Origin of the sequence: Glacieibacterium sp. (genome assembly GCF_965200405.1) — a bacterium.
Lineage (GTDB): Bacteria > Pseudomonadota > Alphaproteobacteria > Sphingomonadales > Sphingomonadaceae > Glacieibacterium.
This window is the reverse complement of sequence record NZ_OZ241356.1, coordinates 421,517-441,248: the sequence shown is the minus strand read 5'-3', so window position 1 is coordinate 441,248 and position 19,732 is coordinate 421,517. Positions and strand designations below refer to the sequence as shown.

22 protein-coding genes, 1 tRNA gene and 1 riboswitch are annotated in these 19,732 nt (G+C 66.2%); of the genes, 13 read left to right on the top strand and 10 right to left on the bottom strand.

Annotation, left to right across the window (positions count from 1 at the left end):
* Positions 1-6: 6 nt before the first annotated feature.
* The 3 genes from ACOFKW_RS02000 to ACOFKW_RS01990 are packed head-to-tail and all read left to right on the top strand — an operon-like array spanning position 7 to position 3,204.
* Positions 7-1,890: a hydantoinase B/oxoprolinase family protein gene (locus ACOFKW_RS02000; RefSeq protein WP_419815682.1), complete on the top strand. Its 1,884-nt coding sequence runs from the start codon at positions 7-9 to the stop codon at positions 1,888-1,890.
* Complete coding sequence (locus tag ACOFKW_RS01995) at positions 1,887-2,558, top strand: isochorismatase family protein (protein WP_419815681.1); 672 nt, start codon at positions 1,887-1,889, stop codon at positions 2,556-2,558. The genes ACOFKW_RS02000 and ACOFKW_RS01995 overlap by 4 nt, the downstream gene beginning before the upstream one ends.
* On the top strand, positions 2,521-3,204 hold the full coding sequence (locus ACOFKW_RS01990; protein ID WP_419815680.1) for a GntR family transcriptional regulator: 684 nt from the start codon (positions 2,521-2,523) through the stop codon (positions 3,202-3,204). Before ACOFKW_RS01995 ends, ACOFKW_RS01990 begins: the two co-directional genes overlap by 38 nt.
* 4 nt (positions 3,205-3,208) lie before the next feature.
* On the opposite strand, the gene ACOFKW_RS01985 is transcribed toward ACOFKW_RS01990, so the two are convergent.
* From ACOFKW_RS01985 to ACOFKW_RS01970, 4 genes are all read right to left on the bottom strand, one after another.
* Positions 3,209-4,405, bottom strand: coding sequence for a CaiB/BaiF CoA transferase family protein (locus ACOFKW_RS01985; protein ID WP_419815679.1), 1,197 nt, complete (start codon positions 4,403-4,405; stop codon positions 3,209-3,211).
* An 8-nt stretch (positions 4,406-4,413) separates the two neighbouring features.
* Positions 4,414-5,313 carry a hydroxymethylglutaryl-CoA lyase gene (locus tag ACOFKW_RS01980; protein ID WP_419815678.1) on the bottom strand — a complete coding sequence of 300 codons (900 nt, stop codon included), beginning with the start codon at positions 5,311-5,313 and terminating at the stop codon, positions 4,414-4,416.
* Positions 5,314-5,466: 153 nt separating this feature from the next.
* The gene (locus ACOFKW_RS01975) at positions 5,467-6,429 is read right to left on the bottom strand and encodes a carbon-nitrogen hydrolase family protein (protein ID WP_419815677.1); all 963 of its coding nucleotides are present in this window, start codon (positions 6,427-6,429) and stop codon (positions 5,467-5,469) included.
* Positions 6,430-6,453: 24 nt separating this feature from the next.
* Positions 6,454-8,925: a TonB-dependent receptor gene (locus tag ACOFKW_RS01970; RefSeq protein WP_419815676.1), complete on the bottom strand. Its 2,472-nt coding sequence runs from the start codon at positions 8,923-8,925 to the stop codon at positions 6,454-6,456.
* A 380-nt stretch (positions 8,926-9,305) separates the two neighbouring features.
* A riboswitch (yybP-ykoY riboswitch) is annotated at positions 9,306-9,471 on the top strand.
* A gap of 9 nt (positions 9,472-9,480) precedes the next feature.
* Here ACOFKW_RS01970 and ACOFKW_RS01965 point away from each other — a divergent pair.
* A complete protein-coding gene (locus ACOFKW_RS01965) occupies positions 9,481-10,050 on the top strand; it encodes a manganese efflux pump MntP family protein (RefSeq protein ID WP_419815675.1) in 570 nt (189 codons plus the stop codon).
* A 117-nt stretch (positions 10,051-10,167) separates the two neighbouring features.
* Here the strand turns inward: ACOFKW_RS01965 and ACOFKW_RS01960 are convergent.
* A tRNA-Arg gene (locus tag ACOFKW_RS01960) sits at positions 10,168-10,244 on the bottom strand.
* 87 nt (positions 10,245-10,331) lie between these two features.
* Here ACOFKW_RS01960 and ACOFKW_RS01955 point away from each other — a divergent pair.
* Positions 10,332-10,832 (top strand): hypothetical protein, encoded by a 501-nt coding sequence (locus ACOFKW_RS01955; protein WP_419815674.1) that lies wholly within the window; start codon positions 10,332-10,334, stop codon positions 10,830-10,832.
* On the opposite strand, the gene ACOFKW_RS01950 is transcribed toward ACOFKW_RS01955, so the two are convergent.
* Positions 10,829-11,701: a P1 family peptidase gene (locus ACOFKW_RS01950; RefSeq protein WP_419815673.1), complete on the bottom strand. Its 873-nt coding sequence runs from the start codon at positions 11,699-11,701 to the stop codon at positions 10,829-10,831. The genes ACOFKW_RS01955 and ACOFKW_RS01950 overlap by 4 nt on opposite strands.
* Positions 11,702-11,818: 117 nt before the next feature.
* Between ACOFKW_RS01950 and ACOFKW_RS01945 the strand changes: the two genes are divergently transcribed.
* Genes ACOFKW_RS01945 through ACOFKW_RS01930 form a run of 4 tightly spaced genes read left to right on the top strand, consistent with a single transcriptional unit; the run spans position 11,819 to position 14,717 of the window.
* Entirely contained in the window at positions 11,819-12,916 is a 1,098-nt protein-coding gene (locus tag ACOFKW_RS01945) for a type III polyketide synthase (protein WP_419815672.1), read from the top strand.
* Positions 12,917-12,918: 2 nt separating this feature from the next.
* Entirely contained in the window at positions 12,919-13,617 is a 699-nt protein-coding gene (locus ACOFKW_RS01940) for a methyltransferase domain-containing protein (protein ID WP_419815671.1), read from the top strand.
* Positions 13,614-14,462, top strand: a complete 849-nt coding sequence (locus ACOFKW_RS01935; RefSeq protein ID WP_419815670.1) for an NAD(P)/FAD-dependent oxidoreductase — start codon at positions 13,614-13,616, stop codon at positions 14,460-14,462. The genes ACOFKW_RS01940 and ACOFKW_RS01935 overlap by 4 nt, the downstream gene beginning before the upstream one ends.
* Positions 14,463-14,468: 6 nt before the next feature.
* On the top strand, positions 14,469-14,717 hold the full coding sequence (locus tag ACOFKW_RS01930) for a hypothetical protein (protein ID WP_419815669.1): 249 nt from the start codon (positions 14,469-14,471) through the stop codon (positions 14,715-14,717).
* A 193-nt stretch (positions 14,718-14,910) separates the two neighbouring features.
* Here the strand turns inward: ACOFKW_RS01930 and ACOFKW_RS01925 are convergent, their stop codons facing one another.
* Positions 14,911-15,390: a GNAT family acetyltransferase gene (locus ACOFKW_RS01925; RefSeq protein WP_419815668.1), complete on the bottom strand. Its 480-nt coding sequence runs from the start codon at positions 15,388-15,390 to the stop codon at positions 14,911-14,913.
* 41 nt (positions 15,391-15,431) lie between these two features.
* Entirely contained in the window at positions 15,432-15,827 is a 396-nt protein-coding gene (locus ACOFKW_RS01920) for a hypothetical protein (protein WP_419815667.1), read from the bottom strand.
* A 185-nt stretch (positions 15,828-16,012) separates the two neighbouring features.
* Here ACOFKW_RS01920 and ACOFKW_RS01915 point away from each other — a divergent pair, with 185 nt between their 5' ends.
* Genes ACOFKW_RS01915 through ACOFKW_RS01905 form a run of 3 tightly spaced genes read left to right on the top strand, consistent with a single transcriptional unit; the run spans position 16,013 to position 18,062 of the window.
* Positions 16,013-16,327 (top strand): REDY-like protein HapK, encoded by a 315-nt coding sequence (locus ACOFKW_RS01915; protein ID WP_419815666.1) that lies wholly within the window; start codon positions 16,013-16,015, stop codon positions 16,325-16,327.
* Between the two features lie 7 nt (positions 16,328-16,334).
* Positions 16,335-17,240: a DMT family transporter gene (locus ACOFKW_RS01910; protein WP_419815665.1), complete on the top strand. Its 906-nt coding sequence runs from the start codon at positions 16,335-16,337 to the stop codon at positions 17,238-17,240.
* 42 nt (positions 17,241-17,282) lie between these two features.
* Positions 17,283-18,062 (top strand): SDR family NAD(P)-dependent oxidoreductase, encoded by a 780-nt coding sequence (locus ACOFKW_RS01905; protein WP_419815664.1) that lies wholly within the window; start codon positions 17,283-17,285, stop codon positions 18,060-18,062.
* Here ACOFKW_RS01905 and ACOFKW_RS01900 read toward each other — a convergent pair.
* Positions 18,059-18,346, bottom strand: a complete 288-nt coding sequence (locus ACOFKW_RS01900; protein WP_419815663.1) for a 4a-hydroxytetrahydrobiopterin dehydratase — start codon at positions 18,344-18,346, stop codon at positions 18,059-18,061. The two genes, ACOFKW_RS01905 and ACOFKW_RS01900, sit on opposite strands and share 4 nt — an antisense overlap.
* A 49-nt stretch (positions 18,347-18,395) precedes the next feature.
* Here ACOFKW_RS01900 and ACOFKW_RS01895 point away from each other — a divergent pair, with 49 nt between their 5' ends.
* On the top strand, positions 18,396-18,803 hold the full coding sequence (locus ACOFKW_RS01895; protein ID WP_419815662.1) for a metallopeptidase family protein: 408 nt from the start codon (positions 18,396-18,398) through the stop codon (positions 18,801-18,803).
* A gap of 121 nt (positions 18,804-18,924) precedes the next feature.
* Here ACOFKW_RS01895 and ACOFKW_RS01890 read toward each other — a convergent pair whose 3' ends face one another.
* The gene (locus tag ACOFKW_RS01890; protein ID WP_419815661.1) at positions 18,925-19,635 is read right to left on the bottom strand and encodes an NAD-dependent deacylase; all 711 of its coding nucleotides are present in this window, start codon (positions 19,633-19,635) and stop codon (positions 18,925-18,927) included.
* Positions 19,636-19,732 lie beyond the last annotated feature (97 nt).

Sequence of the window (19,732 nt, the reverse complement as noted above, 5' to 3'; positions counted from 1 at the left end):
ACAGCAATGGCAACCCGGATCATCGAGACCAACCCCCGCCCGTTCGCCCAAGTCGCGATCGACCCCGTCACCCTCGACATCATGGAGAACGCGCTACGCAACGCGCGTGTCGAGATGGACACGACGCTGGTGCGAACGGCCATGTCGCCGGGCATCCGCGAGCAGGGCGACGCTTTCCCGCTGATCGCCGACCACAAGGGCCGGATGATCGTCGGCCAGTTCGGCAGCTATATCGGACCGTTTCTCGACGGCTATGACGGCTCGATCGAGGACGGCGACATGATCTTCCTGTCCGATCCCTATTCGGTCGGCGGTGCGATCAGCCATTCCAACGACTGGCTGGTGCTGCTGCCGGTGTTCAAGGATGGCCGGCTGATCGCCTATACCTCGATGTTCGGGCACCAGTCAGACATCGGCGGCATGGTGCCGGGGTCGATGCCGATCGACGCGACGACGATCTTCCAGGAGGGCGTGCGCATCCCGCCGGTAAAGATCTGGAAGGCCGGGGTCTATAACGAGGACCTGATCAAGCTGGTGATGACGCAAACGCGCACGCCGGAATGGTGCGCAGCCGACCTCAACGCGCTGATCGCGGCCTGCCGGGTCGCCTCGCGGCGCATCGTCGAGATGGCCGAGCGTTTCGGCGACGACGTCTTCGTGTCGGCGACCGAGGAGCTGCTGGCGCGCAACCACCGCGCCATGAAAGCACTGATCGAGACCTCGATCGGCGAGGAAAAGGTCAGCTTCGAGGATTATATCTGCGACGACGGGCTCGGCTACGGTCCCTACAAGATCAAATGCACGATGTGGCGCGAGAATGGTCGTGTCGTGCTCGATTTCGCGGGCACTGATCCGCAATCGTCGGGGTCGATCAACTTCTTCCTCAACGAGAACATGATGCGCATGTTCTTCGGCATCTACATGATCATGATCTTCGATCCCCAGATCCTGTTCAATGACGGCTATTACGACCTGATCGACGTGCGTATCCCGCAGGGCTCGCTGCTCAAGCCGGCCTTTCCGGCCGCGCTCAGCGGGCGCACCCATGCGCTGGGGCGGATCTTCGACGTGCTCGGTGGTCTGCTCGGCCAGAAGACTCCAGAATTTCTCAATGCCGCGGGCTTCTCGTCGTCGCCGCACCTGTTCTATTCGGGCGTCGACAAGGACGGCAAATACTTCCAGCTGTTCCAGATCGGCTTTGGCGGCATCCCCGGCCGGCCGCTCGGCGACGGTCCCGACGGCCACTCGCTGTTCCCGAACTTCACCAACGTCCCCAACGAGTTCCTCGAGCGCTACTTCCCGCTGGTCATCGAGCGCTACGAGACGCTCGCGGACTCGGGCGGGGCGGGGTTGCACCGCGGCGGCAACGGCATCGACATGGTCTACCGTTTCCTCGAGCCCGGCATGATCGCCATCCATGACGACCGCTGGTTCGTCCACCCCTGGGGCGTCAACGGCGGCGAGCCCGGTGCGCGCGCCCGCAAGGTGCTGGTCTCGGCCGACGGCACCGAGACCGTCGTCGCCAACAAGCGCGAGAACATCCCGGTCAAGGCTGGCGACGTGCTGCACTTCATCACCTGGGGCGGTGGCGGCTGGGGCGACGCCCTCGACCGCGATCCCGCACTGGTCGCCAAGGAGATCGTCCAGGGGCTGGTCACCGTTGCGGGCGCGCGGCGCTACGGTGTCGTCATCGCCGACGATGGTAGTGTCGACGCCGCGGCAACCGAGGCGCTGCGGACCGAGATGCGCAGCAAGCGTCCCGAGACGCTGCCGGTGTTCGACACTGGCGGCACCATCGAGAGCCTGCGCGAGCGCTGCCTCGCCGAGACCGGGCTGCCGGCACCGATCCAGCCGGTCTGGCTGACGCCGATGGCGATCGCCGCTGAATGACCGACGATCTCGCCGCCAACTACGCCGGCGCTTTCGACGGCCGCCTCGAGCCCGGCACGTCGCCGGCGCTCCTCATCGTCGATGTCGTGGTGGCTTATCTCGACCCCGCCTCGCCGCTGTATGCCGGCGTCGAGGCGGCGCTGGCGTCGAACGAGCGTCTGCTGGCGGCGGCGCGCAATGCCGGCGTCCCGGTGATCTTCACCAACGTCGTCTATGCGCCCGGCGGCAGCGACGGCGGGCTGTTCTACCGCAAGATCCCGGCGCTCAAGGCCTTCGACCGGGGCAACCCGATGGGCGCGTTTCCGCCGACCCTGCAGCCGTTGCCCAGCGAGATCGTCGTCTCAAAGCAATATGCCTCGGCCTTCTTCGGCTCGTCGCTGATATCGACCTTGAACTCGATGCGGATCGACACGCTGTTGATCACCGGCTTCTCGACGTCGGGGTGCGTGCGGGCGACCGCACTCGACGCGCTCCAGCACGGGTTCGTGCCGTTCGTCGTCAGCGACGCTTGCGGTGATCGCCACGCCGCGCCCCATGACGCGAACCTGTTCGACCTTCAGGCAAAATATGCCGAGGTAATCGACGAAGCAGCCGCGATATCGATGATGGTCGGCGCGCTTTCCGGTGGCGGTGGGCGCCAGCCCGTGGCTAATAGGGACAATGTCTAAAGCGAGCGAACGGGCCTACGAACAAATTCGCGACTTGATCCTGAGCGGCGCGCTCAAGCCGGGAAGCCAGCTCAAGGAAGAGGAACTGGCGGCGAGTTGCGGCGTGTCGCGGACACCGGTGCGCGACGCCATGTCGAGGCTCGAGAATGAGCTTTTCATCTACCGGACCGAAAGCCAGCGCTCGTTCGTCAACGAATGGTCGCCGACGGACGTGGAAGAAGTCTTCACGTTGCGCACGATGCTGGAAAGCCATGCCGCGGGTCGCGCGGCGCAGCGCGCCACTGCCGAGATCGTCGTCCGGCTCCAGGAAAACAGTGCTGCGATGGCGCTGGCCGTTCATCGGCCGGTGCCGGACGTGGACGCGTTCCTCCGCCTGAACCGCGAATATCACGCGACCATCCTGGAGGCGGCGGCGTCCGACCGCCTGGCGCTGATGCTCAACCGGCTGGTGCTGCAGCCGATCGTTCATCGCACGGCGCTACGCTACGATCGCGGCCAGCTGGAGCGCAGCCTGGCCGAGCATGAGGAGATCGTCGCAGCGATCGCCAAGCGCGATCCCGACTGGGCAAGCGCGGTGATGACATCGCACATCCGCCGCGCCTATCACGTCTATGCCGAGAGCAAGGAAGCGAGCGAACGGACCTGATCGCTCAGATGACCTGTCGCGCCACCAGGTCGGCCATGTCGTCGCCGCTGAGTCCGAGGACTTCGCCATAGACCTCGGCATTGTCCTGACCGACTGATTGCGGCGCGATCGAGCGGATGCCGCCCGGCGTCCGCGACAGCTTGGGAAAGACGTTCTGCATTTTCAGTCCCTCCCAGCGCGGGTGCGGGACATCGACCAGCGCTTCACGCGCCGCAAAATGCGGATCCTCGAGCATCTCGGCGGCGCGGAAGATGCCGCCCGCCGGAATGCTGTGTTCGAGCATGCTGGCCTCGACCGCCGCGACGGTCATCTTCATCGTCCATGCTTCGACCAGCGCATCGAGCTCGACCTGGTTGCGGCCGCGCGCGACATGCGTGGCATAGCGTTCATCGGTCGCCAGTTCCGGGCGGCCCATTGCCTTGCACAGCCTGGCGAACACGGTGTCCTGGTTGGCACCGATGAGGAATTCGCCGTCGAGGCACTTATAGACGTTCGACGGTGCGATCCCGGGGAGCGACGACCCCGACCGCTGGCGCACATAGCCCGAGATCACATATTCGGGGACCAGGCTTTCCATGACCTGCAGGACGCTCTCGTACAGCGAACTGTCGACGACCTGACCCTCTCCCGTCTGGTCGCGGTGACGGAGCGCGGCCAGCGCACCGAGGCAGCCGTACGTCGCGGCAAGGCTGTCGCCGATCGAGACGCCCATCCGGCTCGGCGCACGATCGGGATCGCCGACGATATAACGCCAGCCGCCCATCGCCTCGCCGATCCCGCCAAAGCCGGCGCGGTTGCTATAGGGTCCGGTCTGGCCATAGCCCGAGACGCGTACGATGATCAGCCCCGGGTTCTCGGCGTGCAGCGTCTCGGGTGACATGCCCCACTTCTCCAGCGTCCCGGGCCGGAAATTCTCGACCAATATGTCCGCGGTGGCGATCAGCCGGCGTGCCAGTTCTTGTCCTTCGGCAATGCGCAGGTTCGCCGACACGGCCCGCTTGTTGCGCGACACGACTTCCCACCACAGCTGGTACTCGCCGCGTCCCCATTCGCGCATCGGATCGCCCTTGCCAGGCGGCTCGATCTTGATGACATCGGCGCCCATGTCGCCGAGCAACTGTCCGCAGAACGGCCCCGCAATGAGCTGGCCCATCTCGACGACGCGAATGCCCTTCAGGGGGCCGGTGTTCTCGGTCTGCATCTGGGTTCCTATCCTACGGCCGGGAAGCGCCCGACGCGGCTCAGCATCCCGGGGAGCTGCCGGCCGATGACGCCGCCAAGCCACTTCGACGTATCGATCAGCCGGTCGAGGTCGAGGCCCGCATCGAGGCCCGACCGGTCCAGCAGGTAAGCGACATCTTCCGACGCGACGTTGCCTGCGGCACCGGGGGCGAACGGACAGCCGCCCAGCCCACCGATCGACGCGTCGACGACCGAGGCTCCGGCGTTGATCGCTGCCCAGACGTTGGCGATCCCGGTGTTGCGGGTGTCGTGGAAATGGACCCGGACCGGCACCGGCGCGATCGCTGCAACGACGCGCGATACCAACGCTTCGATCTCGCCGGGCACGCCGACGCCGATGGTATCGGCAAGCGCAATCTCCAGCGGTCCGGCCTCGACGGCCGAGCGTGCCATGGCGACGATGTGGTCGGGATCGACCTCGCCCTCGAACGGGCAGCCGAACGACGCGCCGATGGTGATCTGGGCGCGTCGCCCAGCCGACTTGGCGAGCCGAACGACATCCTTGGCCATCTCCAACGATTCCAGCGAAGTCTGGCCCTGGTTGGCGTTGGCGAAGCGATCGGTCGCGACGCAGACCGCGCCGATTTCATCGATCCGCGTCTCCAGCGCTCGCAAGGCGCCGCGCTTGTTCATGACCAGCCCAATGTAAACGACGTCGTCGCGGTCGGGGAGGCGGGCGACGACGGCCTCGGCATCGGCCATCTGCGGAACGCGCCTGGGATCGACGAAGCTGGCAACCTCGATGCGGCGGACACCTGCGGCGATGGCGCGTTCGATCAATGCGACCTTGTCATCGACGGATATGATTTTTGCTTCGTTCTGCAGACCGTCACGGGGCGATACCTCGACAAATTCGATCCGCCCCATGCAAATGCTCATTTATCGACTGCCATGATACCATCAGGGGTAGCCGCGGCTTCGGGCACATGCAAGCACAATGTATACATAAATCAATCACATTGTTTGCAGTTCGGCCGGTAATCGGTCGACTGTCCTCAGACTATACCGAAGAATGTATACTCATTTGTCCGTAACCGGACTGAAGCTCGTTTCGTACATCGTCCGACGCGGGGTGCGGTCGAAGTTGAGCGACAACACGTCGGGGCGCGAATAGTGTCCGGTGCCATCGACCCAGAATTTCACGCCGTGGCGCGCGTCGAGATCGATCTCGGCCGCTACCAGCTGCTCCTCGAGGCCCGACACCGGGCCGGCGAGCGTCATCGCGAACGGATGGATGATCGCCGTCCAGCCGCCGCCGACGCCGAGCATGTCGGTCGGACCGATTTCGCGAGCGATCCAGTCCATGATCTCCGCCGTAACCGGGCTGGAGGCGCAGGCAACGAAACATTGAGCGGTCAGGGCGTGATTTCGCATCATCGCCTCGATCTGGATGTCGGCAACCTCCTCGAAGCCCGCGATCGTCGACAGGCCTGGCCAAAGTCCGGCGTGGATCTCGATGTTCTGCTCTGCCAGGGCTTGCCGGGCGAGGTTCATCGTGTGCTCCCAGCAGGCCAGCGCGCCGACGCGACCGACAGCCGTCTGGAACACCGATAGCGTCGAGCCATCGCCATCGCCCCAGATCATGCGCTCGGCGAGTGTCGGCTTGAGCTTGCGGTGATGGCCGAGCAGCGCGCCGTCGCGGTCGATCACCACCGAGGTGTTGTAGCAACTCCGCCCACCGGGGCTGCGCTCGCTGATCCCGATCACCACCGCGACGTTCGCCGCCCGCGCCGCTGCCTGCACGATCGCTATTTCCGGCCCGGCAACCTCGACCGAGCAATCCTGGTAGCGCTCGTTGGCGGCGAGCTGAGCAAGCGGTGCGAATGCGTTGATCCAGTAGGGAAAACCCGGAATGAAGACCTCCGGGAAGACGACGAGGTCGATGCCCTCCCCGCCGGCGCGAGTGATCCAGCTTGCGGCTTTTTCCGCGCTCGCGAGGGGGTTCATATAGACTGGCGCGACATGCGCAGCGGCGATTTTCATCGGTCGGCTCAAGATATCATCCGATCAGAAGTTGACGGCAAGTTCGAGGCCGACGGTCCGCCGGTCGCCGGGAGCCAGGAACTCGCCGCCGAACTCGGGCGAGGGAATGACCTCGGCGATGAAGCGCTTGTTGAGCGCATTTTCCGAAAAGGCGGTCAGCGACCAGTTCTTCGCCTGCACGCCGAGGCGCAGGTTGAGCAGCCCGTAGCTGTCGCGCCGCGACTGGCTGAAGTCGCCCGTGCCGAGGCCCGGGAAGCTCAGGTCGAAAAGGCCGCGCACGGTCTGAGCCTGGATGGTGTGGAACCAGGTCGGCCCGGTGATGCGATAGTCGGCACGGAAGGTTGCGGAGTAGGTGTCGTTAACCGGCAGCAACAGCTGGGTGCCGAAGTTCAGCGTGTATTTTGCCGTGTACGGCGACTCGTTGCCGACGGTATTGGGTCGCGAGCTGTTCTTCTTGATCTTGCTGTCGACGTAATTGCCTGCAGCAAAGACGGTCCAGCCCGTCATCACGCGATAGTTCAAGTCACCTTCGACGCCCGTCAGGCGAACCTTGTCGATGTTGGACACCGTGCGCAGGACGCCGAACGTCCCGGTGAAGAACTCGAAGAACTGCATGTCCTTGACCGTCGTCGTGTAGGCGGCGCCGTTGACCAAGAGTGCACCGTCGAGCAGGCGCGCCTTGAAGCCGGCCTCCCAGGCGCTCGAGCGTTCCTTCTTGTAGTCGTCGTTTATGAGGATGTCGGCGCCGAGCGGGATGTTGAGGTTCTGGTCGATGATCGTCGCGCTGCCCTGGCTGTTGAAGCCACCGGCTTTGAATCCGATACCCCAATCGGCGTAAAGGTGGAGGTTCTGGGCGGCCTCGTAAGCGATCGAGAGCTTCGGCTGCAGCTGCGAATAGGTCTTGGACTTGGCGACGATTGCGCCAAAGGCATAGCCGGGATTGATCGACTGGCCGGTGACCGGATCGGTTGCCTGGGGCGAGCGCGGTTCGACGCGGCGCTGCTCGCGGTCGTAGCGCAGCGCTGCCGACAGGCTGAGCGCATCGACCGGCTTGTAGTCGAGCGAACCGAAGCCCGCGATGACATTGGTCTTGAACCCGTCGTCGAGATCCTGCGATGTCTGGTTCGGGGTGCCCGGCGCATTGTACAGGCTGCGCGTCACGCCGGTGCCGTCGTCCTGGTTGATCGCCGTGCCGTAGTGCCGGTCGATATGCAGGTAATAGCCACCGGCCGACCATTTCACCGGCCCGTCGCCCGACGATGCCAGCCGGACCTCGGCGCTGATGTCGCGCTGGTCGCGGACGGTGTATTGGTAGCCGTCGCAGGTCGTTGGCCCGAACGGCCCGAACAGCGATGCTCCCGGCGTCGGGCCCAAGGCCTGGGGAGGCGGCAGGGTGACGCCCGCAGCGAACAGCGTCGCGACCGAGGCCTGGCAGGCTGCGGTGGCATTGAACCGTCCGAACGACGCGGTGGCGGCGTCCGAGACAAAGTCTTCGTTGATGTCGGAATATGAGGCCCAGGCGGTCAGCGTCGCGAATTCGAGGTCGTAGGTCGCCTTGAGAGAGCCCTCGACGGTGCGCTGCCAGTCACGGCCGGCGACATTGCGATTGTAGGTGAACTTCTTGTGATCGTTGACGTCCTCGTTGAACAGCGGATTGCCCAGCGCTGCCGCGAAGCCCGGCAGCGAGAACACCACGTCATAGGCGAGGGCGCCCGACTTGACCTTGCCGTAGCGCGCCTTGGCATCGAGCTCGAGCCGGTCGCTGGGATTGAAGATCATCCGCCCGCCGATATTCCAGCCGCGGTAGCTGTCGACCGTATGGCCCTGCGCATCGGGGTTCGGCCCGGTATTCGTGTAGAAGCCGTCGGTATGGCGGAAGTTACCGAACAGGACCGCGCCGATCTTGTCGGTCAGCGGGCCGCTGATCGAACCCTGGACGTTCTCGCTGTTGCGGTTGCCGTATGATCCCTTGCCGATGATCTCCAGCGTATCGCCTGGCCGCTTCGTCGTCATCACGATGGCGCCCGCCGCGGCGTTGCGGCCGTAGTAAGCGCCCTGCGGTCCCTTCAGAACTTCGACCTGCTGCAATTCGCCCTGATAGGAATTGAGCGCAGCGGTGTTGGTCTTCAGGATCCCGTCGACGACCAGTGCAACGCTGTTCTCTGCATCGCGCGCGCCATTGATGCCGCGAATATTGATCTGCGCGTCGCCGACCTGCGAGCGATTCGAAACGATGGTGACGCCCGGGGTCAGGGCGATGATCTGTTCGGTGGTGACGACGCCCGCTTGCTTCAACGTGCCGGCGGTCAGCACCGATATGGATGCCGGCACATTGCTCAGCTTTTCCTCACCGCGGCGGGCAGTTACGACGATCTCGGCATCTTCTCCCGGCGCAGGCGGCGCGACGTCGACGGTTTGCGCCCAGACCGGTCCGGCCAGCATCACGGCAAGCGCTCTGGCCGAGACATTCCCGAACATCTTAAGCCGATCGACCATCCTGCTACTCCCGGGTTTGCACCTGCAGGCCTGCATTGCGCTGGGCTACGACGAAAACGTCATATGTATACATAATTTTCGCAATCGCTTTCTTGAGTGCTGATCAATTAGATTTTCATCGTGAGAAAAAGCACACACAGTTCGATACTCGGCGTAGCTAAACCCATCACGCGTTACCGCCGAGCCGAGCGCATATCCGCGTCGTATACATGGTCGTCTCACTCAGCGGGGTGGACGACAGCCCGTCGAGCATCGTCTCGCGCCGCACTGCGTCGACATGCGATGCGGGTGTGTCGGACCGATTTCCTTTGCCGTTCCCGACCCTTCGCAGCTCAGCCAGCTTGCTCGGGCCGTCCCGATCGATTAAGTCGCGGCATCGAATTGGGGAGTAGCCACCCGCTTTCTTGGCGGGGCCATCGTCAACATGCTTGATCCTTCGGGATTGTGGCGATGGCAGCGAACGAGAGTTTGCCCGGCAAGACCAACGACGTCGTATCCCACCATGTGGCCGGGGATACGTGCGTCGATTGGTTGCTCGGTCCGGAGAATTACGAAATGGCTGGTATTCCGACGCTTGGCGCCTTGGGCGCAAGTTTGTCGGTCGATGCCTTTGCGGCGTCGCTCGGCAAGGGGGCCGTCGAACAAAAGGGTCGGTGGCGAGACGCGCTGCGGGTTGGCCTGGTCTTCGGGTTCTTCGAAGCGGTCACGCCGGCAATCGGCTATTTTCTTGGATACATGCTCAACGGCCTGATTGCCGACTACGACCATTGGGTCGCGTTCGGCCTGTTGTTTGCAGTCGGCTCGTACATGATCCGCGAAGCGATCCTGAACCATGATGCACCGGCCTCCGAACCGGGCAACGAGACCAATTACTGGCGCCTGGCGACCACCGCCATCGCCACGAGCATCGATGCGGCGGCGGTCGGCATCTCGCTGGCGCTGATGGACGTCAATGTATGGGTGGCATGCCTCGTGATCGGCGGGGTCACGACGGTGGTTGCGACCAGTGGCGTGATGCTCGGCAAGCACATGGGGCCGTACCTTGGACGCTACGCCGGCATACTCGGCGGGCTGGTGCTGATCGCCATCGGCGCCTCGATCCTGTTCCAGCACCTCACAGCCTGAAGCGCAGCATCACCACCAAGGCTTGATCGACCATCGGCGTCGAGGCTGAGCAAGGACCGTCGCGGAACGGGTCCTCCGAGGAGGTTTGTCTCACGGTCTCGACATAGTCTGGAAAAATGGTGCGCCCGGAACGATTCGAACGTCCGACCCTCAGATTCGTAGTCTGATGCTCTATCCAGCTGAGCTACGGGCGCTTGGGAGTTGGGGCATTAGCCGCTGTCGGCGGGGGGCGCAACCCCGCTTGCGGGGTTTGGGTGCGAAGATTAGGAGCTTGACGGGATATGACCCGCTCAATCCTCCTCGTCCTGCTCCTCAGCGCCTGCGCGCCGACCACTGCGGGGCCGTGGCCCAGCCTGGCTCGGCGACCCGGCGAAGCGGCGCCTTTGGTGCCCAGGCCGGCCGCGCCGCCGGCGGTAGCTGCGTCTGCAGCAGCGCCGGCCGATACCGGCGATGCGTCGGCGCGGCTGTCGAGCATCGAGCGCGACATCACCAGCTACGAGGCGCGGCTGAAGACCCAGCTGGCGACGACGGCAGCCGCGGTCGCCAAGCGCGGTGCGGCACGGACAGGCGACGATGCGGCAGCGGCCGAGGTCGAGGCGACACGGCTCGAGCGACTCGGCGGGCAGGCGGGCGACCTGCGCGAGCGCCTCAACGCGCTGGCCGGTGACCTGGCGCGGCGCGGTGCCGATCCGGCGCTGCTGGCGCGGACCGGCAAGGCGATCGACCGGATCGAGGCGTTGCGGGCCGAACAGGCCAAGGGCTTCGCCGCCGCCCGGCGCTAACCGCCGAACACCGCCCGCCTGACCGCCAGCGCCACCATGTCGGCGGCCAGCGTGCCGAGGATCGAAAGCATGACCGCATCGACCGGTGCGGTGCCGGGCGGCGCGGTCGAGATCGCGAACAGGCAGTCGCCGTCGAACATCGTGTGGATCGGGCGGATGCAGCGCGCCAATCCGTCGTGCGCCATCGCCGCCAGCCGTGTTGCCTGCGACCGGGTCAGCGGCGCATCGGTCGCGACCGCGCCGATCGTGGTGTTCTCGCGCCCCGCCAGACCGCGCGCCCGGTTCAGCTTGGGCAGCGGCACCTCGCCCGACGGTGGCTCGCCGGCATGGACCTCGCCGAAGCTGTTGACCGCGATCAGCGCGCCGACCGTGTACCCGGCATGCGTCGTCGAGGCACTGCCGATGCCGCCCGGCCGACTGCCCGCAACCGCGCCGAAGCCGGCACCGACCGCACCGGAAACATCGTCACGGGCATCGAGCGCCGCCAAGGCCAGCGCCCGGTACGGCGGCTTATCCCAGCTCTTGTCGCCGCCGTTCGCCAGGTCGAACAGGATCGCCGCCGGCACCACCGGCACCCGCAGCGGCCCTGCCTCCAAGCCGATGCCGCGCTTCGACAGCGCCACTGCCACTGCGTCGGCCGCCGCCAGTCCGAACACCGAACCACCGCTCAGGACCAGCGCATGGACCCGCTCGACCAGCGTGTCCGGGGCCAGCGCATCGGTTTCGCGCGTCCCCGGCGCGCCGCCACGGACATCGACGCCCATGATCATCGGCGCATCGGGCCGCACCACGGTCACGCCGGTGCGCGCCGTCCTGTCCTCCGCATGGCCCACCACCAGCCCCGGCACGTCGGTAAAGCGGTCGTTCATGGCCGCAATGGTGAAGCAAGGGCGCACGCATTGCCACACCCGTTACTTTGGATGATGTCGGGTGGTGCGTGTCGTGCCTAGTGTGCGAGTTCGCTCTTGGGGGGCAGGAGACAGGCTTTGACGGTCGCGCACATCAACCGCATCGGCACCGCGGTGCCAGGTCACGACGTCCATGACGCGTTCGTGCGGTTCGTCGGCAATTTCATCACCGAGCGCCGCGACAGCCTGATCTTCAAGCGCATGGTCGGGCGCTCCGACATCGCGCACCGCTATTCGTTCTTCGAGCCGGTGGCGAACCCCGACAGCTTCTATGCCGACACCGAGGGATTTTACACACCAGGCGAATTCCCCTCCACCGCGGCCCGCATGGCGCGTTTCGAGGCGACCGCGCCCGGACTGGCGATGGCGGCGATCGACGCGCTCGGCATCGACGACGAGCGCAGCAAGATTACCCACCTCGTCGTCGCCTCGTGCACCGGCTTCATCGCACCCGGCATCGACCAGCTGATCGTCAAGCTCGCGGGGCTCGACCCCGGCGTCGAGCGCACGGTGGTCGGCTTCATGGGCTGCTACGCCGCGGTCAACGCGTTGAAGGTCGCACATCACATCGTCCGGTCGGAGCCGGCGTCGCGCGTCCTGGTCGTCAATCTCGAGTTGTGCACGCTGCACTTCCAGCAGACCGCCGACCTCGAGCGGCTGTTGTCGATGCTGTTGTTCGGCGACGGCTGCGCGGCAACGCTGGTCACCGCCGACGAGACCGGCATCGCGCTCAAGGACTTCCGCGCTGCCACCATCGAGGATTCGGGCGAGGCGATCACCTGGCGCATCGGCGACCAGGGCTTCGACATGCATCTGTCGGGCGAGGTGCCGGGCCGCATCGGGCGTGCGCTGAAATACGAGAACGAGCGCAACGACGATCGTGGCCTGCTGCGCGGGCTGCGGGCGGCAGACTATGACATCTGGGCGGTCCACGGCGGCGGGCGGACCATCCTCGACGCGGTCGAGACCGGTTTCGAGCTGGCGTCGGACAAGCTGCGCTGGTCGCGCGGCGTCCTGCACGACTATGGCAACATGAGCTCGGCGACGATCATGTTCGTGCTGGAGCGGATCATGGGGCAGATCGGCGAGACCGTAGCGCGCGCCAGCGAAGGCTTCGGCGTCGCCTTCGGGCCGGGGCTGGCGGCGGAGAGCTTCCGCTTTCGCGCGGTCGGCTGAGGATGAGGTCCTTCGCCAGCCGCTCGCCCGAGACCGAGTGGATGGACGGCGAGGACGTGTCGCCCGAGACCTATGCGGCCTGCGTCCACGACCTGGCGCAGGTCAACACGGTAACTCTGACCCGGCTGCCGACATTGCGCTGGCTGGCGGCAGCGACCGAGCGATCGGAGCGCTTCAGCCTCCTCGATGTCGGCTACGGCGACGGTGACATGCTGCGCGCCGTCGCGGTCTGGGCCCGGCGCAAGGGCAAGGCCGCGGCGCTGACCGGCATCGACATCAACCCGCGCAGCGAGGCCGCAGCGATGGCGGTGACGCCGCCCGGGCTCGGTATCCGCTACCTGACCGGCGACGCCTTCGAGATGGCCGGTCCACGCCCCGATTTCATCGTCTGCGCCCAGGTCACGCATCACATGGCCGATGCCGAGGTCGTGCAGTTCCTGCGCTGGCTGGAGGCGACGGCGGTTCGCGGCTGGTTCGTCAGCGACCTGCACCGGCACTGGCTGGCCTATTGGGGCTTTCGCCTGTTGTCGTGGGTGGCACGCTGGCATCCGTTCGTCCGCCATGACGGGCCGATCTCCGTCGCGCGCAGCTTCCGCCGGGCGGACTGGCAGCGGCTGGTGGCCGAGGCGGGCATCGACCGGAACGCCGTCGAGATCCGCTGGCACGTCCCGTTTCGATTGTGCGTCGGGCGGATCAGGTGAGCGAGATCGTGATCGTCGGCGGCGGGCTGGCCGGCGCGGCGGCGGCGACCTTGCTGGCACAGTCGGGACGGCGCGCGGTTGTGCTCGAACGCTCGACCGGGGCGCATGACAAGATCTGCGGCGAGTTCCTGTCGGTCGAGGCGCAGGCGCATCTGGCGGCGCTGGGGTTCGACGTGACACGGCTGGGCGGTGCGCCGATCGACCGGCTGCGGTTGGTCTCTGGAACGCGGATGGTGACGACGCGGCTGCCGTTCCGGGCGCTGGGGCTGACGCGTCGTGCCCTCGACGAGGCGCTGCTTGGCCATGCGGCTGCCGCCGGGGTCAGGGTCGAGCGGGGCGTAACGGTTCGCGCGATCGACGGCGGCCGGCTCGACACCAGCGGCGGGTCGCTCAATGCCGACATCCTGCTGCTCGCCAGCGGCAAGCATGACGTCCGCGGCGTCAAGCGAGACACGTCGGGGACGATCTCCGGGCTGATCGGCTTCAAGCAATATTTCCGGGTCTCGCCGGCCGTCCGCGCGGCGCTCGCCGGGCACATCGAGGTGGTGCTGTTCGACGGGGGGTACGCCGGGCTGCAACTGGTCGAGGGCGGCGTCGCCAACCTGTGCCTGCTGGTCGAGCGGGCGCGCTACGATGGCGCCGGGGCGAGCTGGACCGGGCTGTTCGCCGACCTGTTGCGCGAGCCGCACCTCCGCTCCCGCCTGGGCGATGCCGAGCCGATGCTCGACCGCCCGCTGACGATCTCGGGGGTGCCTTACGGCTATGTCTTTCACGGCGACAGCGCCGCCTACCGCCTCGGCGACCAGGCCGGGGTGATCCCGTCCTTCTCCGGCGACGGCATGTAGATCGCCTTGCACAGCGCGCGTGTCGCGACGCAGGCGGTGCTGCAGGCTGCCGATGCGGCGGAGTATCATGCGCGCCTGCGCCGGGACATCGCCCGGCAGATCGGCCGGGCAACCATGCTCCAGCGGCTCGGCACTTCGCGACTGGGCCGGGCCGTCCTTGTCGGTGGGGTGGCGCTGGTGCCCACCGCGCTTGCCCGCGCCGCCGCCTGGACGCGGGTGAGCGAACCAGCATTGCGCCGCGCGGGGCTTGCCTGAGGCCAGACAGGCAGGAGGAGGTGAGAAACGTCTTTCCTACACTCGTGCCGATCTGGTACATTACTGTCTGGGACAATCAGGTGTCGAGACTGACCCAGCCGTTCTTTCTCATCGTCATGCATTGACCGGCGAGCTTGTTAACCCGCGCGCCGAAATCCAGCCGATGCGAGCGGTTCGACAGTGAAGATCACGTTTATGGTGTGTTGCGGAGTGAACTTCCAGCAGCGCCGTCAAGCCGTCGACCCCAGACCTGGACCGGTTGCAACTCATAGCCGAGGGCGGCGTAAAAGCCGGCGGCCGCTTCGTTGCCGTCGCGGACCATCAGCTGGAGCTTGGGCAATCCCTGCTGCCGGGCCCAGTGCTCGGCCGCCGCCATCAACCCGCGGCCCAGCCCGCTGCGCTGCAGGTCGGGAGCAACGGCAAGATAGTAGACCCAGGCGCGGTGGCCATCACCACCGACCAGCGCCGAGCCGACGACCGCCCCACCGATGCGGGCAACGAGCAAGATCGAATGCGGCCCGGCTCGCGCCAGCGCCAGATCGTCGAACGGATCGTTCCAGGGCCGCGTCAGGCCGCAGTCCGTCCACAAGGCCACCACCGCGGCATCGTCCGCAACGTGGCCGATATCGATCGTCCAGTCACCGTACCGGGTCATCTCCGGGATGGGCGGCATATCGGCTTAGTCCGTGACAGCGAGCGACTGGACCCGCTGCACTAGCGAGGGTTCTTTTCCTCGCGGTAGTCGTCCTGCATCTGCTGGTTGCAGCCGGTGCCGCCGCCCGCCCCGATCGGCGAGCACGAGCCGATGCTGCCGCCCGCGCCGCCCGCCGCCAGGCCGACGATGCGGCTGCGACGGCCATTGGTCGCCGCCACCTTGCCCTGGGCGTTACGGATGGCGGGCGGGATGCGGTAACGCTCCTCGTCCGGGCGCCGTCCGCAGACCACGACTTCGTCGCTGCTCGTCGCCTTGGGGCAGGGGTCGTTGCCATAGACGATGACGAACCGCTCGCGCGGCTTGGTGCCATCGGTACTTTCAGGTGGCTTCAGCGAGGATTGCGCCAGCACCGGAGCCGCCGCAAAGATCGCCACCGCCAAGATCAATCCACGCATTGCCGTCACTCCGAACCCCGCCAAAAACCCAGCTGTCGCCTTCGCATAGCCCAACTCCTAACAGAGCCAGACCGCTCCGGCTTGTGTGAAATGCCGAGGTGCGGGATCAAGCGCCAACCTCGGACCTTCATGCCGGAGTCGAAGGTTACCGTCTCGTTCGTTTACCGTAACTGAAGGATTTGCCCATGCGCATCATCGTGCTGTTCAACCTGAAGCCCGGCGTCGACGCCGCCGATTACGAAAATTGGTCGCTGACCCGCGACGTTCCAGTGGTCCGCTCGCTGCCCTCGGTCGACGACTTCACCGTCTACCGGGTCACCGGCATGCTCGGCTCCGACGGCAAGGCGCCGTACGACTATGTCGAGGTCATCGACGTCGCCGACATGGAGGGCTTCGGCACCGACATCGCCAGCCAGGCGCGGCAGGCTGTGGCGCAGGAGTTCGGCGACTGGGCCGACGCGCCGGTGTTCATGCTGACGCGCGAACTGCTCAACATCTGATGAGCCGTTGAACCACCTTTTCGATCGCCTGAGCCCGGGCGCGCGCGGGCCAGCCTGGATGATCGTCGCCTGCGTCTCCTTTGCGGTGATGTGGGCGCTGATCCGGCTGGCCAGCGCGTCGGTGCATTCGTTCGAGATCGTCTTCTTTCGCAACCTGATCGGTACGTTGGTGATGGTGCCGATGCTGGTCGCCAATCCGGGCCTGCTCAAGTCGGCGCGGATGCCGATCCACCTGCGCCGCGCTACCTCCGGGTTCATCGCGACGCTGGGCACCTTCTACGCGGTGGCCAATGCGCCCCTCGCGACTGCGCTGGCGATCAACTACACGGCCCCGCTGTTCGCCACGGTGGGCGCCGTGCTGCTGCTCGGCGAGCGCATCCATGCCCGGCGGATCGGGGCACTGCTCCTCGGCTTCGTTGGCATGCTGATCGTGCTGCGGCCCGGCGCTTTGCCGTTGACGCCCGGGGTGACGGCGGCAGTGATCTCGGCGGTGGCGACCGGCGCGTCGTACATTGCGATCAGGGCGCTGGTTGGTTCGGACGACTCGCGGGCGGTGGCGGCTTGGTCGTTCATCCTGATGACGCCGCCGTCGCTGGTGGTCGCGGCCTTCGTCTGGACCTGGCCGCCGCTGGCCGTCTGGCCGCTGCTGCTCGGTATCGGGCTGTGTGCGGCCAATGGGCAGCTGGCGATGAGCCGGGCCTTCTCGCTGGCGGAGGCGAGCGCGGTGATGCCGTACGACTTCGTCCGTTTCGGGCTGATCACCACCTTTGGCATCCTGTTGTTCGGCGAGCATGCCGATGCCGGGACGCTGATCGGCGGCACCATCATCCTGTCGACGACCATCTACCTCGCCTATCGCGAGGCCATCGCGGCGCGCAGCCTGCGGGTCACTGCGGCAGCCGTCGACACCTGACATTCGCCTCGGCATAAACGCTGAAACCTTGGGAGACGGACGATGAAGCTGGCAGGCTGTGCGGCGGTAGTGACGGGCGGAGCATCGGGACTGGGCGAGGCGACGGCCCGCGCGCTGGCCGCCGAAGGGGTCAAGGTCGCCATCTTCGACCGGGACGGCGCCAAGGGCCCGGCGGTGGCGGAGTCGATCGGCGGCGTGTTCTGCCAGGTCGACGTGACCAGCGACGAGTCGGTCGACGCCGGCTTTGCCCAGGCCCGTGAGGCGCACGGCCAGGAGCGCATCCTGATCAACTGCGCCGGGGTCGGCAACGCCATCAAGACCGCCGGGCGCGACAAGGCGACGGGGGCGATCAAGCACTTCCCGCTCGAGGCCTTCAACATGGTCGTCCAGATCAACCTGGTCGGCACCTTCCGCTGCATCGCGAAGTCGGCGGCGGGGATGCTGACCCTCGAGCCCGGCGAAGATGGCGAGCGCGGCGCCATCGTCAACACCGCCAGCGTCGCCGGCGAGGATGGCCAGATGGGCCAGGCGGCGTACAGCGCCTCCAAGGGCGGCGTCATCGGCATGACCCTGCCGATCGCCCGCGACCTGATGGGCGAGGGCATCCGGGTCAACACCATCCTGCCCGGCATCTTCTCGACCCCGTTGATGAACGCCGCGCCCGACAATGTGAAGGCGGCGCTGGCCGCCAGCGTGCCGTTCCCCAAGCGTCTTGGGAATCCGGCCGAATACGCCTCGCTGGCACTGGAAATGTGCCGCAACAGCTACTTCAACGGCGAGGATGTCCGCCTCGACGGCGCCATTCGCATGGCGCCGCGCTAAGCACTCATCGCCGTCGCCAGTGCGACGTCCTTGGCGGTGATCCCGCCAGCGTCATGGGTTGTCAGCCGCACCTCGACCTTGTTCCAGACGTTCGACCACTCCGGATGGTGGTCGGCCTTCTCGGCTAGCAAGGCAGCGCGGGTCATGAAGCCGAATGCCTCGACGAAGTCGGCGAAGCGGAAGCTGCGCTCGATGCCGTCGCCGACGTGGGTCCAGCCGGGCAGGGCGGCGAGCGCGGTGGCGATCTCGGCGTCGGTCAGGCGAGGCGTCGAGGTGGTCGGCATCTGTATCTCCGTCTGGTCAGTCAGTGTGGAACCGCCTATCCGCCAGCCCATGAGCCTCCGTCAAACCCTGCCGCCGACGATCGCCGACATCGAGCGGCTGGCACAGGCTGCCGTCGAGCAACTGCCGCCGCTGTTCCGCGATCACCTCGGCAGCGTCCTGCTGCGGATCGAGGACTTCCCCGACGATGACGTCATCGCCGAGATGGAGCTCGAATCGCCGTTCGACATCCTCGGCCTTTACCAGGGACGCCACGTCGGCATGAAGGGCGACGAGCCCAGCGGCGCGTTGCCCGACATCATCTTCCTGTACCGCCGCCCGCTGCTCGAGGAATGGGCCGAGAGCGGCGACAGCCTCGAACATCTCGTCACCCATGTCCTCGTCCACGAAGTCGGTCACCACTTCGGCCTCAGCGACGACGACATGGAGCGCATCGAGGCCGCTGCCGACCAGCGCTAGAAGACCGACGAAAAACCTGGAAGGTTACAAAGGTTACACGTGTGAGAGCTTCTCCTGGCTCCCACTTATGAACCGTCCAATCGAACCGCGATCCTGCTACTAACCCATTCGGTTCAGAATGTCAAGCTTTGATCGAGGCGAGCAGGCCATCGACCCAGGCCGGCACCAGTATCCCTGCGGGGCCGTGACGCGCCGTGTCGAACATCGACGTGCCGGCCGACGGGTCGAGGTTCAGTTCCAGAGTCGCTGCCCCCGCCCGCCGCGCGACATCGACGAAGCCGGCGGCGGGATAGACCGCGCCCGATGTGCCGATCGAAACGAACAAGTCGCACGCCGCCAGCGCTTCCTCGATCTCGGCCATGTGATAGGGCATTTCGCCGAACCACACGATGTCGGGCCGTAACGCCGCTGCTTGGCAATTCGGGCACGGCGGTCCGTCCTCGAGCGCATCGAGCCACGCCGGTGCCGCCCCGCAGCCGGTGCACAGCGCCCTCTTCAACTCGCCGTGCATGTGCAGCAATCGCTGCGAGCCGGCGCGCTCGTGGAGGTCGTCGACGTTCTGCGTCACCAGCAGGAACTCGCCCGGCCAGGCGGCATCGAGCCGCGCCAGTGCCAGATGCGCTGCATTCGGCTCGACCTTCGCCAGGAATGCCCGTCGGGCGTCGTAGAATTGCTGGACCAGCGCCGGATCCCGCCTGAACGCCTGCGGCGTCGCCACATCCTCGACCCGGTGTCCCTCCCAAAGCCCGTCGGCAGCGCGGAAGGTCGGCACGCCCGACTCTGCGGATACACCCGCCCCGGTCAGTACGACGATATTGCGGATTTCGGTCATCGCCGCGGAGATAAGCGACGTTGGCGGCATCGTGCAATGTCGGCGAGGGCCGGTCGCCGCAAGAGAGTGGTCCGACGTGGCGTGGCCAACCGCTCCC

What these genes read in the sequence shown, in the direction of transcription:
- ACOFKW_RS02000 (WP_419815682.1), top strand. Translation starts at nt 7, where the DNA reads ATGGCAACCCGGATCATCGAGACCAACCCCCGCCCGTTCGCCCAAGTC.
- ACOFKW_RS01995 (WP_419815681.1), top strand. Translation starts at nt 1,887, where the DNA reads ATGACCGACGATCTCGCCGCCAACTACGCCGGCGCTTTCGACGGCCGC.
- ACOFKW_RS01985 (WP_419815679.1), bottom strand. Translation starts at nt 4,405, where the DNA reads ATGCAGACCGAGAACACCGGCCCCCTGAAGGGCATTCGCGTCGTCGAG.
- ACOFKW_RS01980 (WP_419815678.1), bottom strand. Translation starts at nt 5,313, where the DNA reads ATGGGGCGGATCGAATTTGTCGAGGTATCGCCCCGTGACGGTCTGCAG.
- ACOFKW_RS01975 (WP_419815677.1), bottom strand. Translation starts at nt 6,429, where the DNA reads ATGAAAATCGCCGCTGCGCATGTCGCGCCAGTCTATATGAACCCCCTC.
- ACOFKW_RS01970 (WP_419815676.1), bottom strand. Translation starts at nt 8,925, where the DNA reads ATGGTCGATCGGCTTAAGATGTTCGGGAATGTCTCGGCCAGAGCGCTT.
- ACOFKW_RS01965 (WP_419815675.1), top strand. Translation starts at nt 9,481, where the DNA reads ATGGCTGGTATTCCGACGCTTGGCGCCTTGGGCGCAAGTTTGTCGGTC.
- ACOFKW_RS01955 (WP_419815674.1), top strand. Translation starts at nt 10,332, where the DNA reads ATGACCCGCTCAATCCTCCTCGTCCTGCTCCTCAGCGCCTGCGCGCCG.
- ACOFKW_RS01950 (WP_419815673.1), bottom strand. Translation starts at nt 11,701, where the DNA reads ATGAACGACCGCTTTACCGACGTGCCGGGGCTGGTGGTGGGCCATGCG.
- ACOFKW_RS01940 (WP_419815671.1), top strand. Translation starts at nt 12,919, where the DNA reads ATGAGGTCCTTCGCCAGCCGCTCGCCCGAGACCGAGTGGATGGACGGC.
- ACOFKW_RS01925 (WP_419815668.1), bottom strand. Translation starts at nt 15,390, where the DNA reads ATGCCGCCCATCCCGGAGATGACCCGGTACGGTGACTGGACGATCGAT.
- ACOFKW_RS01920 (WP_419815667.1), bottom strand. Translation starts at nt 15,827, where the DNA reads ATGCGTGGATTGATCTTGGCGGTGGCGATCTTTGCGGCGGCTCCGGTG.
- ACOFKW_RS01915 (WP_419815666.1), top strand. Translation starts at nt 16,013, where the DNA reads ATGCGCATCATCGTGCTGTTCAACCTGAAGCCCGGCGTCGACGCCGCC.
- ACOFKW_RS01905 (WP_419815664.1), top strand. Translation starts at nt 17,283, where the DNA reads ATGAAGCTGGCAGGCTGTGCGGCGGTAGTGACGGGCGGAGCATCGGGA.
- ACOFKW_RS01900 (WP_419815663.1), bottom strand. Translation starts at nt 18,346, where the DNA reads ATGCCGACCACCTCGACGCCTCGCCTGACCGACGCCGAGATCGCCACC.
- ACOFKW_RS01895 (WP_419815662.1), top strand. Translation starts at nt 18,396, where the DNA reads ATGAGCCTCCGTCAAACCCTGCCGCCGACGATCGCCGACATCGAGCGG.
- ACOFKW_RS01890 (WP_419815661.1), bottom strand. Translation starts at nt 19,635, where the DNA reads ATGACCGAAATCCGCAATATCGTCGTACTGACCGGGGCGGGTGTATCC.